This is a genomic window from Streptomyces sp. YS415 (assembly GCF_023544665.1).
Taxonomy (GTDB): domain Bacteria; phylum Actinomycetota; class Actinomycetes; order Streptomycetales; family Streptomycetaceae; genus Streptomyces.
On the sequence record NZ_JAMJFL010000007.1, the window covers coordinates 110984 to 124627 of the forward strand.

A 13644-nucleotide genomic window follows, 5' to 3' on the forward strand; every position below is an offset into this window, starting at 1 on the left:
ATCCGCAAGCCCTCCTCCCCGAAGGCGGTCATTCATGGCCCTGTTCGACCTTCCGCTCGACGAACTGCGTGAGTACCGCAGTGATTCCGTCGCGCCCGAGGACTTCGACTCCTTCTGGTCCAAGACGCTCCAGGAGGCCCGCGCGCACGATCTGGACGCCCGCTTCGAGCCGGTCGACACCGGACTGGCCACGGTGACGGTGTACGACGTGACCTTCGCCGGATTCGGCGGTCATCCGGTGAAGGGCTGGCTGACGCTGCCCGCGGCGGCGCAGGAGCCGGTGCCGCTGGTGGTGGAGTTCGTCGGGTACGGGGGCGGGCGCGGGCTGCCGCACGAGCATCTGCTGTGGGCGTCCACGGGCCGGGCGCACTTCGTGATGGACACCCGCGGCCAGGGCAGCGCCTGGGGCGGTGGCGGCGGTACGGCGGACCCGGTGGGCGGCGCCCCGGCGTACCCCGGATTCATGACGCGCGGTGTCGACGCGCCCGAGAACTACTACTACCGGCGGGTCTTCACCGACGCGGTGCGGGCGGTGGAGGCGGCCCGTTCGCATCCGCTGACGGATGCCTCGCGGACCGTGGCGCTGGGCGCCAGCCAGGGCGGCGGGATCACGATCGCGGTGGGCGGTCTGGTGCCGGACCTGACGGCCGTCGCCCCGGACGTGCCGTTCCTGTGCGACTACCCCCGCGCGGCGACGCTGACCGACCGTCACCCGTACCGCGAGATAGGCCTCTACCTCAAGACGCACCGCGGCCGCGGCGAGGACGTGCTGCGCACGCTCTCCTACTTCGACGGCGTCCACTTCGCGGCCCGCGGCACGGCCCCGGCCCTGTTCTCGGCCGCCCTGGAGGACCAGACCTGTCCGCCCTCGACCGTCTTCGCGGCCTACAACTCCTGGGCGCACGAGAACAAGGCGATCGAGGTGTACGAGTTCAACGACCACGAGGGCGGCGGGCCGTACCACGATGCGGCCAAGATGCGCTGGCTGCGGTCGTACGCCTGAGGCGTGGGGCGGTCCGTGGGCCGGTTTCGGCCGAACCGGCCCGACGGCCTTCCCTGCTGGTTTAGACCAATGGTAGATCTGGTGGCGCAATGAGTCGGCACGGCTACGGCACGTCACCAACAGGAGGGCGCGGCATGGCCCGCACCACCCCGCACGACCACTCGCCCACCGAGGCACAGCCCCTCTACTGGCGGATCGCGACGCAATTGCTCGGCGAGCTGCGCGACGGCACGATCCCGCCCGGCGAACGGCTGCCCGGCGAGCGGCACTTGGCGCGGCACTTCGGGGTCAGCAGGGAGACCGTACGGCAGGCGCTGGAGGTGCTGCGGCACGACGGCCTGGTCGCCACCGACCGGCGCGGCAGCCACGCCACCCTGCCCGGCCTGCCGGTCGAGAATCCGGCGGCGCTCACCTTCCCGGTCGGTGCCCGGGCGGCCGATCCGGGCGCCGCCGACCGCGCGACGGTGACCTGGGAGACTCCCCCGCCCGGCCATGCCGAGGCCCTGGGCCTCGCCCCGCACCGCCGGACCCTCGTGCACCGCTACGAGTCCGCGGACGCCGACGGGGGCGGCCGCCGTACGGCCGTCACGTCGTTCTCCGCCGTGGCGCTGGCCGAGGTCGAGGAACTGGCCCGCTACCGGGACCGCGCGGACGGCTCCACCTCGGCCCAACTGCGCCGCACCTACGACTGGATGCGCAAGGCGGGCCTGACCCTGCACCACCGGGACTCCATCACCCCGCTCCCGGGCGCCCCGTCGGTACGGGTCACGCGCCGCGTGCACGACCAGTACGCCCGTCCGCTGGAGATCACCGAACTGGTCGTGGACGCCCCGCAGGACGCGCTGGTCTACGAGTTCACGCTGCCGGCGGCCGTCTGAGCGGGGCCGCCCTCGAGCCGGCGCGCCACGATCATCCGGACCCTGGGGCTCCCGTCCGGCCGCCGGCCGAACCCGGGCAGGGGTTCCAGGGTCACGGAGAATCCGGCGCGCTCCAGCTCCGGGCGCACCTCGCCCAGCCGGAACGCCCGGTAGTACATGACGAACGGCGGGCGCCACACGGCGTTGCGGACCCGCATGACCGCGTCGAAGCCCAGCAGCATCCAGTACGCCCGCGATCCGGGCCGGGGCGGGGCGACGACCGGGAAGACGAACGCCCCGCCGGGCCGCAGGACGGAGTGCACCTGCGCGAACAGGCCGGGCAGCTCGCGCGGCAGGAAGTGCCCGAACGCGCCGAAACTCACCGCGAGATCGAAGGCGGGCGCGAACGGCAGGGCGCGGGCGTCCGCGCGGACATGGGACACCGGCGGCCCGCCGGCCGGGCGGGTGCGCTCGCGGGCGACCGTGAGCATGCCCGCGCTGAAGTCGAGCCCGACGACGCCGCGTCGGCACACGCGCGTGAGCACGTCGATCCCGGCACCGGTGCCGCAGCACAGGTCGAGCCCGGTGTCGAAGGGTCCCTTCCGCTCCAGTGCCGCGGCGACGGCGTCGAGCACCGAGTCGGGAGTGCGGAAGGGGGTGTGGTCGAACTTCGGGGCGAGCAGGTCGTAGCCGCGTTCGACGGACGACAGCGCCTGGACGGCGAGTTCGCGCAGGGAGGGGCCTTCGGGGCTGAACATCCGCGTCAGCCTAGAGGAGCCCGCTGCTTCAGCACGGCGAGAACGCGCTCGCACCAGCCCAGGTTCGCGCGCTCGTAGTCGATACCGGCGAGCAGGGTGAGATACGGCCCGACGCGGTCGCTCCCCCGCAGGTACTCCGCCTCGGTCCGCCCGGCCAGCAGCCGCTCGCGCACCCGCTCGTAGCGGGCGAGTTTGCCCTTCGACCAGCTCATCCGCTCCTCGATCAGCGCGCGGGCGGGGCCGGGGTCCGAGTCGTCCATTGCCTGGATCTTGATCATGAGTTCGTCGCGCAGGGCCGCCGGACGGCGTACCGGCTCGGCGGCGAAAGAGCCCAGTTCCTCCCGGCCCGCCTCGGTCAGCGTGAACATCCTTTTGTTGGGCCGCCGTTCCTGCTGCACCACCCGGGCCTCGATCAGACCGTCCTGCGTCAGGCGCTCCAGCTCCCGGTAGAGCTGCTGGGGCGTCGAGGCCCAGAAGTTGGCGAACGACACGTCGAACACCTTGGACAGCTCGTATCCCGACGCCTCCCCCTCCATGAGGGCGGCCAGGACGGCGTACTTCAGCGACATGTGGACAACGCTAGCAGGGGGTGATTAATCTCTTCCGCACCTACTCAAAAAGTTGACTATGGAGGCCGCGATGAAGGCGTTCCGCGAGGCGATCGAGGCATGGGACCTCGACGCCGCCGAGGCACTGCTGGCCGAGGACGTCGTCTTCACCAGCCCGGTGGTGTTCAAGCCGTACCCCGGCAAGGCGCTCACGGCCGCGATCCTGCGCGGGGTGGCGCGGGTCTTCGAGGACTTCCGCTACATCCGGGAGATCGACGACGCGGGCGGCCGGGACCACGCGCTGGTCTTCACCGCCCGGGTGGGCGACCGGGAGATCCAGGGCTGCGACTTCCTCCACGTCAACGAGGACGGCCTGATCGACGAGTTCACCGTCATGGTCCGCCCCCTGTCGGCCGCCCAGGCGCTCCAGGCCGCCATGGCCGCGCAGTTCGAGCAGATCGCCGAGGACGCGGAGGCCCGTTCCGCCTGAGTCCCCGGCCCCTTGGCCGACCGACGTCCGTGACGCCCTCGCCGTCCGCCACGCGCGGAACAGACGAGGGCGTCACCGCGTTGACCCAAGCAGGAGTGACCATCCGGCGGCCCGCCCGGCCGCACCTCCCCTGCTCCACGGAACCCTCGCCACGCGCCGAACCGGCGTGGTACCGTCCTGTCAGCACTTGTGTACGCCCCGTCTCGGGCGCCGGTGCCAGTTCTCCTTCAGCCAGCCGGTTCGTACCGGCTTCCTCACCACCTCGTGACCAGCGGTTCCGTCGTACCCGAGGTGCTGTTTCCCGCCGCGCGGAGGCGCTTGTCCGCCCCGTTCTCGCGGCATCCCCCTTCCTTGCATGTCTCATGCCGTACGTCCGCGAGAGGACACCCACCATGACCACCACACTCGAACCCCCCGTCCAGAAGACCACCCCCCAGACCGTCACCGGTGTGCTCGACATCGACTCCGGCGGGAAGGGGCACCTGCGCGCCGCCGGCCTGCTGGCCGCCGCCGGCGACCTCCAGGTCTCCCCCGCCCTGATCCGCCGCCACGGCCTGCGCAAGGGCGACCTCGTCGAAGGCGTACGAGGCGACCGGCGGACCCTCGCCGAGGTCGCCCGCCTCAACGGCCGCGCACCCGAACGCGACCGCCGGCGCTTCGGCGACCTGACGCCGCTGCACCCGAGCGAGCGGATCCGCCTGGAACACCCGGCGGCCGGGCTCACCGGACGCGTCGCCGACCTGATCGCGCCCGTCGGCAAGGGCCAGCGCGGGCTGATCGTGGCCCCGCCCAGGACCGGCAAGACGGTCCTGCTCCAGCAGATCGCCGCCGCGGTCGCCGGCAACCACCCCGAGGCCCGCCTGATGGTGGTGCTGCTCGACGAACGCCCCGAGGAAGTCACCGACATGCGGCGCTCCGTGCGCGGCGAGGTGTACGCCTCGACGTTCGACCGGGCGCCCAGGGAGCACATCGCGCTCGCCGAACTCGTCATCGAACGGGCCAAGCGGCTCGTCGAGGCGGGCGAGGACGTGGTGATCCTGCTCGACTCGCTGACCCGGCTGTGCCGGGCGCACAACAACGCGGCCGCCGCCGGTGGCCGCACCCTCAGCGGGGGCGTCGACGCCTCCGCGCTGATCGGTCCGAAGCGCTTCTTCGGCGCCGCCCGCGCAACCGAGGAGGGCGGCTCGCTGACGATCCTCGCCACCGCCCTGGTCGAGACCGGCTCACGGGCCGACGACTACTTCTTCGAGGAGCTCAAGAGCACCGGCAACATGGAGCTGCGCCTCAGCCGCGACCTCGCCTTCCGCCGTGTCTTCCCGGCCGTCGACCTCAACCCCTCCGGCACCCGCCGCGAGGAACTGCTGCTGACCCCGGCCGAGTTGACCGCCGTGCGCGGCCTGCGCCGGGCCCTGCAGGGCAAGGACGCGCTGGACACCCTCCTCCAGCGGATGCGCGAGACACCCGACAACGCCACCTTCCTGCGCCGGATCCAGCCAACGCTGCCCGCGGGTCCCGCCTGACCGACCGGGAGCGCAAGCGTGCGGCATCCGGGTGCTCGCGGGCGACGCTCCGTCCGGGCAGCGCGGTGTGTCGCCGAGCACTTCCTACGTTGATCATATGAAGATCGGATTCTCTTACCGGGTGAGCGTCTCGGCCTGCGCGCTCTGCGTGGCGGGCCTGTGGGGGCTCGCACCCACCGCGGCGGCCGAGCGGGGTGACCCGGGGCCCGGTGGGACGGAGCGGACGCGGGTGGCGCAGGTGCCGCAGGCGTCGTTGCTGCGACGTGCCGGTACGCACGTGCGGCCGCGGGCGGGGGCGCCCGGGGTGCCCCGGGTCTCCGCACTGTCGTGGGTGGTCGCCGACGCCCGTACCGGCGAGGTGCTCGCCGCGCACGACGCGCACCGCAGGCTGCCGCCCGCCAGCACCCTCAAGGCGCTCTTCGCCCTCACGGTGCTGCCCGCCCTGCCCGGCGGGATCCGGCACACCGTCGACGAGGAGGAACTGGCGGGCGTCGGCGCGGGCAGCAGCATGGTCGGGGTCGCCGAGGGACGCACCTACCGGGTCTCCGATCTGTGGAACGGGGTGTTCCTCAACTCCGGCAACGACGCCGTGCACGTCCTGGCACGGCTCAACGGCGGCTGGCGCGCCACCGCCGCCCGGATGCAGGCCAAGGCCCGGGCGCTCGGCGCCCTCGACACCCGGGTGCTGTCGCCGGACGGCTACGACACCCCGGGCCAGGTGTCCTCGGCCTACGACCTCGCGGTGTTCGGCCGGGCCGGGCTGCGCAACAAGGACTTCGCACGGTACTGCGCCACCGTCGAGGCCAGGTTCCCGGGCCGCGGCGGATGGTCGTACCCCATCCGCAACACCAACCGGCTGCTGACCGGTGCCGACGGGGTCGCCCCCTACCCCGGCCTGATCGGCGTCAAGAACGGTTACACCAGCCGGGCCGGCCACACGCTGGTCACCGCCGCCCGCCAGGGGGACCGGACCCTCGTCGTCACGGTGATGAACCCTCAGCGGGGCGGCGCACGGGCCGTCTACGAGGAGGCGCGAGCGCTGTTGGACTGGGGGTTCGCCGCGGCGGGGCGGGTCGATCCGGTCGGCTCGCTGGACGCGCTGCGGGCCAGGCCCCGGCCGGGGCCCGAACCGGTGTCCGAGCCGGTGTCCGAGCCGGTGTCCGAGCCGGTGTCCGCGGCAGCCGTCACGGCGCCGGCGGACGAGGGGCCCGGCTGGGCCGAGGCCGGGCTGGTGGCGGCTGCCGCCGCGCTCGGCGCCGGACTCGTCTCGGTCGTGCTGCGGCTCGGGACGGGCCGCCCGGCGGGGAGCTGACCCACCGGCAGCCACAGCAGCAGACCGAGCGTGATCCAGACGTAGGCGTTGGAGCCGAGGAACCCGTCGATGCCGGAGGGGTCGCCGGACCACAGCCACACCACGCTGGTGCACAGCACCGCGTACAGGGCGCCCGCGGTGCGCGGATGCCCGGCGCGGATCAGCACGGCGAACGAGGGCAGCAGCCACACCAGATGGTGCACCCAGGTGACGGGACTGATCAGACACGCCGTCAGGCCCGTCAGGGCGAAGGCCGTGATCCACTCCTCCGCGGCGACCGCCCGGCTCGCCCGCCACGCCCACACGCCCAGCACCAGCAGCACGGCGACCGCCCACACAGCGCGGTCCGGTTCGCCGAGCCGGGCCAGGACACCCTGGAGGGACTGGTTGGAGACGTACTCCGGGCGGCCGATACGGGTGGTGTCCCACAGGGCCCGGGTCCAGTAGAAGCGGGAGGCGTCCGGGGTCACCCAGGCCGCCAGGGCCGTCGCGCCGAGGGCCACGGCCGTGGCCACCCCGGCCGCCCGCCGGCGGCGGGCCAGCAGGAGCAGGCCGATGAAGACGGCGGGCGTGAGCTTGATCGCGGCGGCCAGGCCGATGCCGTAACCCGCCCGGCGTTCCCGGCCGGTGGCGAGGAGCCAGGCGTCGGTCAGCACCAGGGCGAGCAGCACCACGTTGACCTGGCCGAAGCTGAACGTGTCGCGCAGCGGCTCGAACACGGCGAGGGCGCACAGGCCGAGGACGCAGCCGAACCAGCCGGGGCGCCGCCAGTCCCGGCCGGCCAGGACGCGCACGACCACGGCCAGCGCGGCCAGGTTGAGCAGCAGGGCGACGACGACGGCGGCGGGCAGCTCCAGCAGCGCCATGGGCAGCATGACCACGGCGGCGAACGGCGGGTAGGTGAAGCCGTACGTCGTGCCGGGGACCAGGTAGTCGTAGATGCGTCCGCCGTGGTGGACCCAGCTGTCCACGGTGCCGTGGTAGACGCGCAGGTCGAACCAGTCGCGCAGCAGCGGCACCGTGGCGGTGAACACCGTCACGGCCGCGACGAGGAGCAGCGCGAGCGGCAGCCGTCCGCGGCCGGTGCGGGGCAGTCTCATGCGGTACGCCCCCAGGCCGGCGCGAGTTCCGCCTGGTGGGCCTGGAACAGCACGACCAGCGCGAGCACCCCGCCGGAGACGGCCAGCACCAGCTGGCCGGCGTCCGCCGGGCCCCCGCTGGGCAGGGTGGCGAGCGCCAGGACGCCCGTCACGGTGGCCACCCGGTGCCGCACCGAGGCGCTGGGCGCCGCGGCGGCGATGAGGAACAGGCCCCACAGGGCGTACCAGGGGCGGATCGCGGGACCGAAGGCGGCCACGGCGGCGAGGCTCAGGCCGAGCGCGTACACCGGGCGCGGTCCCAGGCGCAGCCAGATGACCGCGACGGCGACCACGGCCGCGGTGGCTCCGAGCGCGTGCCACGCGGGCACGGCCAGGGGTGCCAGGTCGCTGCCGAGCCCTTCCAGCAGGGCGCGGGTGGCGCGGCCGAGGAGGCTGGTGAGCGCCCAGTTGTGCGGCGACACGGGGGTGTCGAGCGCGCCGATCCAGCCGTATCCGGTCCCGGCGACGGCGGTCGCGGCGACCGTCGTGGCGGCGGTGGCCGCCGCGGTCGTCACCGCGGCCCGCACCGGCGGGCGGCCGGTCCGCACCTGGAGGACGACGACCGCGGCCAGGCCGAGCACCGCGGGCGCCTTGACCAGGGCGGCCAGGGTGACGAGTACGGCGCCCAGGACCGGCCACCGGCCGAGCGCGGCGACCAGGCCGAGCCCGAGCAGGCCGAGCATGACGGCGTCGTTGTGCGCGCCGGCGACCAGGTGCAGCAGGACCAGCGGGTTGAGCGCGCCGAGCCACAGCGCGGCGGCCGGATCGGCGCCGCTGTGCCGGGCGAGGCGCGGCAGCGCGGCCGCCATCAGGGCCACCCCGAGCAGAGCGACGAGCCTCATCCCGAAGAGCCCCGCGGGCAGTTCACCGCTGGTCAGCGCGGACAGCGCGGCGGCCAGGGCGAGGAAGACCGGACCGTACGGCGCTCCCGTGTGCTGCCAGAGCGGGGCCACCTCGTCGGCGAGGGGACCGCCGAGCCGGGACGGCCCGTGGGCGTAGACGTCGATGTGGGCGTCCACCATGGCGCCCTGCGCGAGATAGCTGTACACGTCCCGGCTGAACAGCGGCGGGGCGAGCAGCAGCGGGGCCGCCCACACGGCGAGGGTGACCAGCAGGGCGCGCGGTCCGGGCGGTCCGTCGCCGAGCAGGAGACGGCCCAGCAGGGCCCAGGCCGCTATCAGCAGGACGACGCCGAAGTACACGCCGATCAGGCCGAGGGCGGCCTCGGCGGAGGTCGGCGCGAGGAGGTCCCGGACGGGCAGTGCTCCTGCGGTGCCACCGCCTGCCGCGAGGATGGCGGTACCGGCCAGTCCGAGCACCTGGCAGCGGCGGAGATCGACGGGAAGGGCCATGGCCAACACTCGGTCAGCGTGGCAACGCCGGATGGCCGGAACTCGACGCGGTTCCCTCCGGTGGGAAGCCGACGTGTGTCCGGCGCGTGGCAGCCTGGCCACCGACCGGAGGAGGCGGCACATGGCCGAGGTCCTGGAACTCGTCCGCTACCCCGTCAAGGGCTGCGCGGGCACGTCGGTGGGCGACACGCTCCTCACCCCGGCGGGGCTGGCGCACGACCGCAGCTTCATGGTCATCGGCGAGGACGGTGTCTACCGCACCCAGCGCCGCCATCCGCGCCTCGCCCTGATCCGGCCCGCCCTCGCCGCCGACGGCTGGATGCCCGGCACGTCCGGCTACGCCGACAGCAGCGCCGTGCACCTGCTGACCCGGTCCTCCCTCGCCCTGCTCGACCAGCGGCTGGCCGAGCCCCTGCCGATGAGCCGCTTCCGGCCGAACATCGTCGTCGGCGGCGACGGCTGGGCGGCCGAGCCCCATGCCGAGGACCGCGCGCGCCGCATCACGATCGACGGGGCCGAACTCGGCTACGCCAAGCTCGCGGTGCGCTGCGCGGTCACCCTCGTCGACCAGGAGACCGGCACGCGACAGGGCAAGGAACCGCTGCGCACGCTTGCGAGCTACCGGCGCGCGGCCCCGCTCACAGGAAGCGGGAGCTGGGCACCGGGCCCGAGGACGGCAGGTGGGCGCGGTCGCCCTGGAGCCAGGTGTCGCGTACGGCCGTCACGAACGCGGTGAGCCGTTCGTCCGGGTCCGCCGGTGACTCGCCGTCGCCCTCGTCCGGGGCCGGGTCGGCGGCGACGATGTCCGCGGCGATCTCGGCCTCGGGGCGGGCGTCGGCGGGGGTACGCTCCACTCCGCCGTCCTCCGTCTGCCGGAGCACGCCGTCCCAGGGGGCCGTCGCGGACTGGTGGAGCAGGGTGACGCTGTCCGCGGTGACGGCCGGGGCGTCGGTCCAGCAACTGGCGTGCTCGTACAGGATCTGGCCGGGAGTCCGCTCGAAGAGCCCACCGATGACCTCGGGGCTCACCTCGTTCAGGTCGTAGGCCACGACCACGGTGTCCGCCCGCTCGGGGTCGAAGGGCCCCGCCGGAAGTCCGAGCACCTCGGCCGCTGCCAGGCCCAGGATCCGGCTGCCGCGGTCGGGCAGCAGGGACACGGACGTGGGCCGTGCCCCGGCGGCGGCCAGCACCGCCTTCAGCCGCAGCAGACCGTGCAGGCACTGGTCGTAGGAGTCCTGGAGCCAGGCGTACCGCCCGCTCATGCCCGCGCCGAAGCCGTACGGGGACAGGGTGCCGAGGACGGTGCCGCCCAGGACGTACTGCCAGCCCCGCAGATCCGTGCGGTCCAGCGCGCCGGCCGCCTCCGCGCTCGCCGCGCGCTCCAGCATGCGGCGCTGACGGGTCTGCGTGGGCAGCCACTGCTGGTCCTCCGGGTCCGGAAGCAGCGCCTGCTGACGGCGCGCCAGGGGGAGGTCGCCGGACATGAGGGCGTTGTGGACGAGGAGATAGCGGTCTGGCCAGTCGTCGAGGATGTCCTCGTGCGCGGCCAGTACCTGTACGGCCTCGCCGTGCCGCTCCTCGCGCTCGTAGGCGGAGACCAGCTCGCGCAGTGCCGCCTTGGAGCCCGGCAGCAGGCGCAGGGCCTCGCGCAGGGCGGGTATCGCCAGGTAGGCGACGCCGCGCTCCACGCACGCGTACCCGAAGTCGTAGAGCTCCTGCGGGCGGTCGGGACGGGAGGCGAGGGCGTCGGCCGCTTGCCGCAGGTCGTCGAAGCCGGTGGAACCGGCCGCCCGGGCGACCACGAGGGCCAGCTCGTCGAGGGGCAGGTCGTCCGTGCCGGACCGCAGGTGGCGCAGGGCGCCGGGGATGTCCCCGGCGTCCAGGGCGTCCCAGGCCTTGAGGAGTTCGGGGGACTTCGGGCGACGGGGCTTGCGCGAGAACATGGGGGTGATCCTCACCCGGGGCGGGGCCCGGCCTCAACCGGATTAGGCGTCGCCCGTGCGCTCAGCGGTTCAGGCCCAGCTCGCCCGCGCGCATCCCGGCCTGGAACCGGGAACCGGCGTCGAGGGTGTCGAGCAGTCCGGCGACCCGGCGGCGGTAGGTGCGCAGGGACATGCCGAGTTCGCGCGCCGCCGTCGCGTCGTTGACGCCCGAGCCGAGCGCGCGCAGAACCGTCCGGCTCCCCTCGTCGAGCAGGGGCCGCTCCGTGCGCAGGAACTCCTCGAGACCGGTGGCGGCCTGCCAGGCGGCCTCGTACAGCGCGCGGACGCCGCCGACCAGGGTGGGCGCGCTGGTCACGGTGTACTCACGGCCGCCGGGGGCGCTCGCCCCGGCGAGGATCGCGTACTGCCGGTCGATGATGATCGTCTCGTGCGGCAGAGCGGCGCCCGCGATCCGCACTTCGCCGCCCCGGGCGACGATCTCCCCCAGGTGCGCGCGGCTGTCCTCGTCCGCCAGCGCGGCGGGGCTGTACAGCTTGCGGACCCGCCGGATGCCGCTGCGCCGGACCCGGTCCCCGGCCGCCTGCCGGGAGCCGCGGTGGGGCCAGGTGTCGAGGTCGCGGGCGGCGCAGACGAACTCCTCGCGGACCGCGGCGAACAGATGCGCGGTGCGGGCGAGCAGTTCCAGGTCGCCGCGGATCGTCACGGTCTCTGCCACGCGTGCATTCTGCCCCATGGCAGCAAGCTGCCATGGGCTCGCAACCCGAACTCCCCGCGCACCAGGCTGGGTTCATGAGCGATGACTTCCGCCTCGGCGGCGACCTGCTGATCAACCGGATGGGCTTCGGGGCCATGCGCCTGCCCACGAACAGTTTCCACGGCCCGGCTCGCGATCCCGGTACCGGCCGGGCGGTCCTGCGCCGAGCCGTCGAACTCGGCGTCAACCACATCGACACCGCCGCCTTCTACACCAGCGGCGACGGCACGGTACGGGCCAACACCCTGATCCGCGAGGCCCTGCACCCCTACCCCGCCGGTCTGGTCATCGCGACCAAGGTCGGCCCGGTCTTCACCGCCGACGGGGGCGTGGCCGCAGCGACCGACCCCGGGGCCCTGCGAGCACAGGTCGAGGAGAATCTCGCCGAACTCGGCCTGGACCGCCTCGATCTGGTCTATCTGCGGATCGGCGGCGTCGCCTCCCCGCCGCACGGTGAGTCGATCGCCGCGCGCTTCACGGTGCTGGCCGCGCTGCGGGAGGAGGGGCTGATCCGCCACCTGGGCCTGAGCCATGTGGACGCCGCCCATCTCACCGAGGCCCGGGACATCGCACCCGTCGCCGCGGTCCAGAACCACTTCCACGCCGCCGAGGGCGACGACATCGAGGTGCTGGCCGCCTGCGAGCGCGCGGGCATCGCCTATGTGCCGTTCTTCCCTCTGGGCGGCGGCATGAGCGACCTCGACGGGGAGCGCATGACCGAGGTCACCGGCCGGCACGGGGCCACGGTTGCGCAGATCGCCCTGGCCCTGCTGCTCGCCCGCTCCCCCGTCACCCTGGCCATTCCCGGCACCGGCTCCCTCGCCCACCTGGAGGAGAACACCGCCGCCGGCTCGATCGTGCTCACCGAGGAGGACCTGGCCGACCTGGCCGCGGAGCGGACCGCGCCGGTCAGAACACCGACAGACCGGTCAGCGTCGTGAAGCGGTCCAGGGCGGCCACGCCCGCCACCGAGTTGCCGCGCTCGTCGAGGCCCGGACTCCATACGCACAGCGTGCAGCGCCCGGGCACGACGGCGATGATGCCGCCGCCCACCCCGCTCTTGCCGGGCAGGCCCACGCGGTAGGCGAAGTCGCCCGCCGCGTCGTACGTGCCGCAGGTCAGCATCACCGCGTTGACCTGCTTGGCCTGGCTGCGGGTCAGCAGCCGGGAGCCGTCGGCACGGACGCCGTGCCGGGCGAGGAAGCCGGCGGCCAGGGCGAGGTCGGCGCAGGAGGCGCGGATCGAGCACTGGCGGAAGTACTGGTCGAGCAGGACCGGCACCGGGTTGTCGATGTTGCCGTAGGAGGCCATGAAGTGGGCCAGGGCGGCGTTGCGGTCGCCGTGCGCGGCCTCGGAGGCGGCCACCTCGGTGTCGAAGTCCAGCGTCGGGTCGCCGCTCTCCGCGCGCAGGAAGGCCAGGAGTTCGCCCGCCGCGTCGCCGGTACGGGTCTGGAGGCGGTCGGTGACGACGAGGGCGCCGGCGTTGATGAACGGGTTGCGCGGGATGCCGTTCTCGTACTCCAGCTGCACCAGCGAGTTGAAGGGGTTGCCGGAGGGCTCGCGGCCGACGTGCTCCCACAGTTCGTCGCCCTCGCGGGCCAGGTCCAGGGCGAGGGTGAAGACCTTGGTGATGGACTGGGTGGAGAAGGGCCGGCGCCACTCCCCCACCCCGTACACCGTGCCGTCGAGCCCGGCGACGGCCATTCCGAAGCTGCGCGGGTCGCAGGCCGCGAGCGCCGGGATGTAGTCGGCGGCGCGGCCGCGGCCCGGGGTGCGCCCGATCTCGTCGGCGATGCGCTCCAGGACCGGCTGGAAGGTCTGGGACGAGGGTGCAACGCTCATGATCACCATTGTGCCTCCGGGCCGGTCGGCGAGGGGGGGCGGCCGTCAGCCGGCCGCGGCGGGCACGAGACGCTCCCCAGGGGCGTGGGGAGCCGCGCGATCGACCGCGCACCGCCCGTTCCCGCA

General features: G+C 73.9%; 13 protein-coding genes and 1 pseudogene. 7 read left to right on the forward strand and 7 right to left on the reverse strand.

The window, feature by feature from the left end:
• The first annotated feature begins 34 nt into the window (after positions 1-34).
• Together M8H82_RS11155 and M8H82_RS11160 are read left to right on the forward strand one after the other, a co-directional pair.
• Complete coding sequence (locus tag M8H82_RS11155; protein WP_250072746.1) at positions 35-1003, forward strand: acetylxylan esterase; 969 nt, start codon at positions 35-37, stop codon at positions 1001-1003.
• 134 nt (positions 1004-1137) lie between these two features.
• The gene (locus M8H82_RS11160) at positions 1138-1881 is read left to right on the forward strand and encodes a GntR family transcriptional regulator (RefSeq protein WP_250072747.1); all 744 of its coding nucleotides are present in this window, start codon (positions 1138-1140) and stop codon (positions 1879-1881) included.
• On the opposite strand, the gene M8H82_RS11165 is transcribed toward M8H82_RS11160, so the two are convergent.
• Entirely contained in the window at positions 1851-2618 is a 768-nt protein-coding gene (locus tag M8H82_RS11165) for a class I SAM-dependent methyltransferase (protein WP_250072754.1), read from the reverse strand. The two genes, M8H82_RS11160 and M8H82_RS11165, sit on opposite strands and share 31 nt — an antisense overlap.
• Positions 2619-2623: 5 nt before the next feature.
• Positions 2624-3187 (reverse strand): PadR family transcriptional regulator, encoded by a 564-nt coding sequence (locus M8H82_RS11170; RefSeq protein ID WP_250072756.1) that lies wholly within the window; start codon positions 3185-3187, stop codon positions 2624-2626.
• 70 nt (positions 3188-3257) lie between these two features.
• On the opposite strand from M8H82_RS11170, the gene M8H82_RS11175 reads away from it, so the two are divergent.
• The 3 genes and pseudogenes from M8H82_RS11175 to M8H82_RS11185 all read left to right on the forward strand — a co-directional run.
• Positions 3258-3656, forward strand: a complete 399-nt coding sequence (locus tag M8H82_RS11175) for a nuclear transport factor 2 family protein (RefSeq protein ID WP_250072759.1) — start codon at positions 3258-3260, stop codon at positions 3654-3656.
• A 392-nt stretch (positions 3657-4048) separates the two neighbouring features.
• Positions 4049-5176, forward strand: a complete 1128-nt coding sequence (gene rho / locus M8H82_RS11180; protein WP_250072760.1) for a transcription termination factor Rho — start codon at positions 4049-4051, stop codon at positions 5174-5176.
• A 97-nt stretch (positions 5177-5273) separates the two neighbouring features.
• Positions 5274-6113: pseudogene (locus M8H82_RS11185) on the forward strand (D-alanyl-D-alanine carboxypeptidase family protein); the annotation flags it as partial.
• Positions 6114-6196: 83 nt separating this feature from the next.
• Here M8H82_RS11185 and M8H82_RS36610 read toward each other — a convergent pair.
• Together M8H82_RS36610 and mptB are read right to left on the reverse strand one after the other, a co-directional pair.
• Entirely contained in the window at positions 6197-7588 is a 1392-nt protein-coding gene (locus M8H82_RS36610) for a glycosyltransferase 87 family protein (RefSeq protein WP_308293245.1), read from the reverse strand.
• On the reverse strand, positions 7585-8979 hold the full coding sequence (gene mptB, locus M8H82_RS11195; RefSeq protein ID WP_250072762.1) for a polyprenol phosphomannose-dependent alpha 1,6 mannosyltransferase MptB: 1395 nt from the start codon (positions 8977-8979) through the stop codon (positions 7585-7587). Before mptB ends, M8H82_RS36610 begins: the two co-directional genes overlap by 4 nt.
• A 121-nt stretch (positions 8980-9100) precedes the next feature.
• On the opposite strand from mptB, the gene M8H82_RS11200 reads away from it, so the two are divergent.
• A complete protein-coding gene (locus M8H82_RS11200) occupies positions 9101-9715 on the forward strand; it encodes an MOSC domain-containing protein (RefSeq protein WP_250072763.1) in 615 nt (204 codons plus the stop codon).
• Here the strand turns inward: M8H82_RS11200 and M8H82_RS11205 are convergent.
• Both M8H82_RS11205 and M8H82_RS11210 read right to left on the reverse strand, forming a co-directional pair.
• Positions 9618-10922: a hypothetical protein gene (locus M8H82_RS11205; protein WP_250072764.1), complete on the reverse strand. Its 1305-nt coding sequence runs from the start codon at positions 10920-10922 to the stop codon at positions 9618-9620. The genes M8H82_RS11200 and M8H82_RS11205 overlap by 98 nt on opposite strands.
• A gap of 61 nt (positions 10923-10983) precedes the next feature.
• On the reverse strand, positions 10984-11637 hold the full coding sequence (locus M8H82_RS11210) for a DNA-binding response regulator (protein ID WP_308293246.1): 654 nt from the start codon (positions 11635-11637) through the stop codon (positions 10984-10986).
• A 74-nt stretch (positions 11638-11711) separates the two neighbouring features.
• Here M8H82_RS11210 and M8H82_RS11215 point away from each other — a divergent pair, with 74 nt between their 5' ends.
• The gene (locus tag M8H82_RS11215; protein WP_250072766.1) at positions 11712-12617 is read left to right on the forward strand and encodes an oxidoreductase; all 906 of its coding nucleotides are present in this window, start codon (positions 11712-11714) and stop codon (positions 12615-12617) included.
• On the opposite strand, the gene M8H82_RS11220 is transcribed toward M8H82_RS11215, so the two are convergent.
• Positions 12586-13527 carry a glutaminase gene (locus tag M8H82_RS11220; protein WP_250072769.1) on the reverse strand — a complete coding sequence of 314 codons (942 nt, stop codon included), beginning with the start codon at positions 13525-13527 and terminating at the stop codon, positions 12586-12588. The two genes, M8H82_RS11215 and M8H82_RS11220, sit on opposite strands and share 32 nt — an antisense overlap.
• Positions 13528-13644 lie beyond the last annotated feature (117 nt).

What these genes read in the sequence shown, in the direction of transcription:
- M8H82_RS11165 (WP_250072754.1), bottom strand. Translation starts at nt 2,618, where the DNA reads ATGTTCAGCCCCGAAGGCCCCTCCCTGCGCGAACTCGCCGTCCAGGCG.
- M8H82_RS11205 (WP_250072764.1), bottom strand. Translation starts at nt 10,922, where the DNA reads ATGTTCTCGCGCAAGCCCCGTCGCCCGAAGTCCCCCGAACTCCTCAAG.
- M8H82_RS36610 (WP_308293245.1), bottom strand. Translation starts at nt 7,588, where the DNA reads ATGAGACTGCCCCGCACCGGCCGCGGACGGCTGCCGCTCGCGCTGCTC.
- M8H82_RS11220 (WP_250072769.1), bottom strand. Translation starts at nt 13,527, where the DNA reads ATGGTGATCATGAGCGTTGCACCCTCGTCCCAGACCTTCCAGCCGGTC.
- M8H82_RS11215 (WP_250072766.1), top strand. Translation starts at nt 11,712, where the DNA reads ATGAGCGATGACTTCCGCCTCGGCGGCGACCTGCTGATCAACCGGATG.
- M8H82_RS11200 (WP_250072763.1), top strand. Translation starts at nt 9,101, where the DNA reads ATGGCCGAGGTCCTGGAACTCGTCCGCTACCCCGTCAAGGGCTGCGCG.
- M8H82_RS11175 (WP_250072759.1), top strand. Translation starts at nt 3,258, where the DNA reads ATGAAGGCGTTCCGCGAGGCGATCGAGGCATGGGACCTCGACGCCGCC.
- mptB (WP_250072762.1), bottom strand. Translation starts at nt 8,979, where the DNA reads ATGGCCCTTCCCGTCGATCTCCGCCGCTGCCAGGTGCTCGGACTGGCC.
- M8H82_RS11160 (WP_250072747.1), top strand. Translation starts at nt 1,138, where the DNA reads ATGGCCCGCACCACCCCGCACGACCACTCGCCCACCGAGGCACAGCCC.
- M8H82_RS11170 (WP_250072756.1), bottom strand. Translation starts at nt 3,187, where the DNA reads ATGTCGCTGAAGTACGCCGTCCTGGCCGCCCTCATGGAGGGGGAGGCG.
- rho (WP_250072760.1), top strand. Translation starts at nt 4,049, where the DNA reads ATGACCACCACACTCGAACCCCCCGTCCAGAAGACCACCCCCCAGACC.
- M8H82_RS11155 (WP_250072746.1), top strand. Translation starts at nt 35, where the DNA reads ATGGCCCTGTTCGACCTTCCGCTCGACGAACTGCGTGAGTACCGCAGT.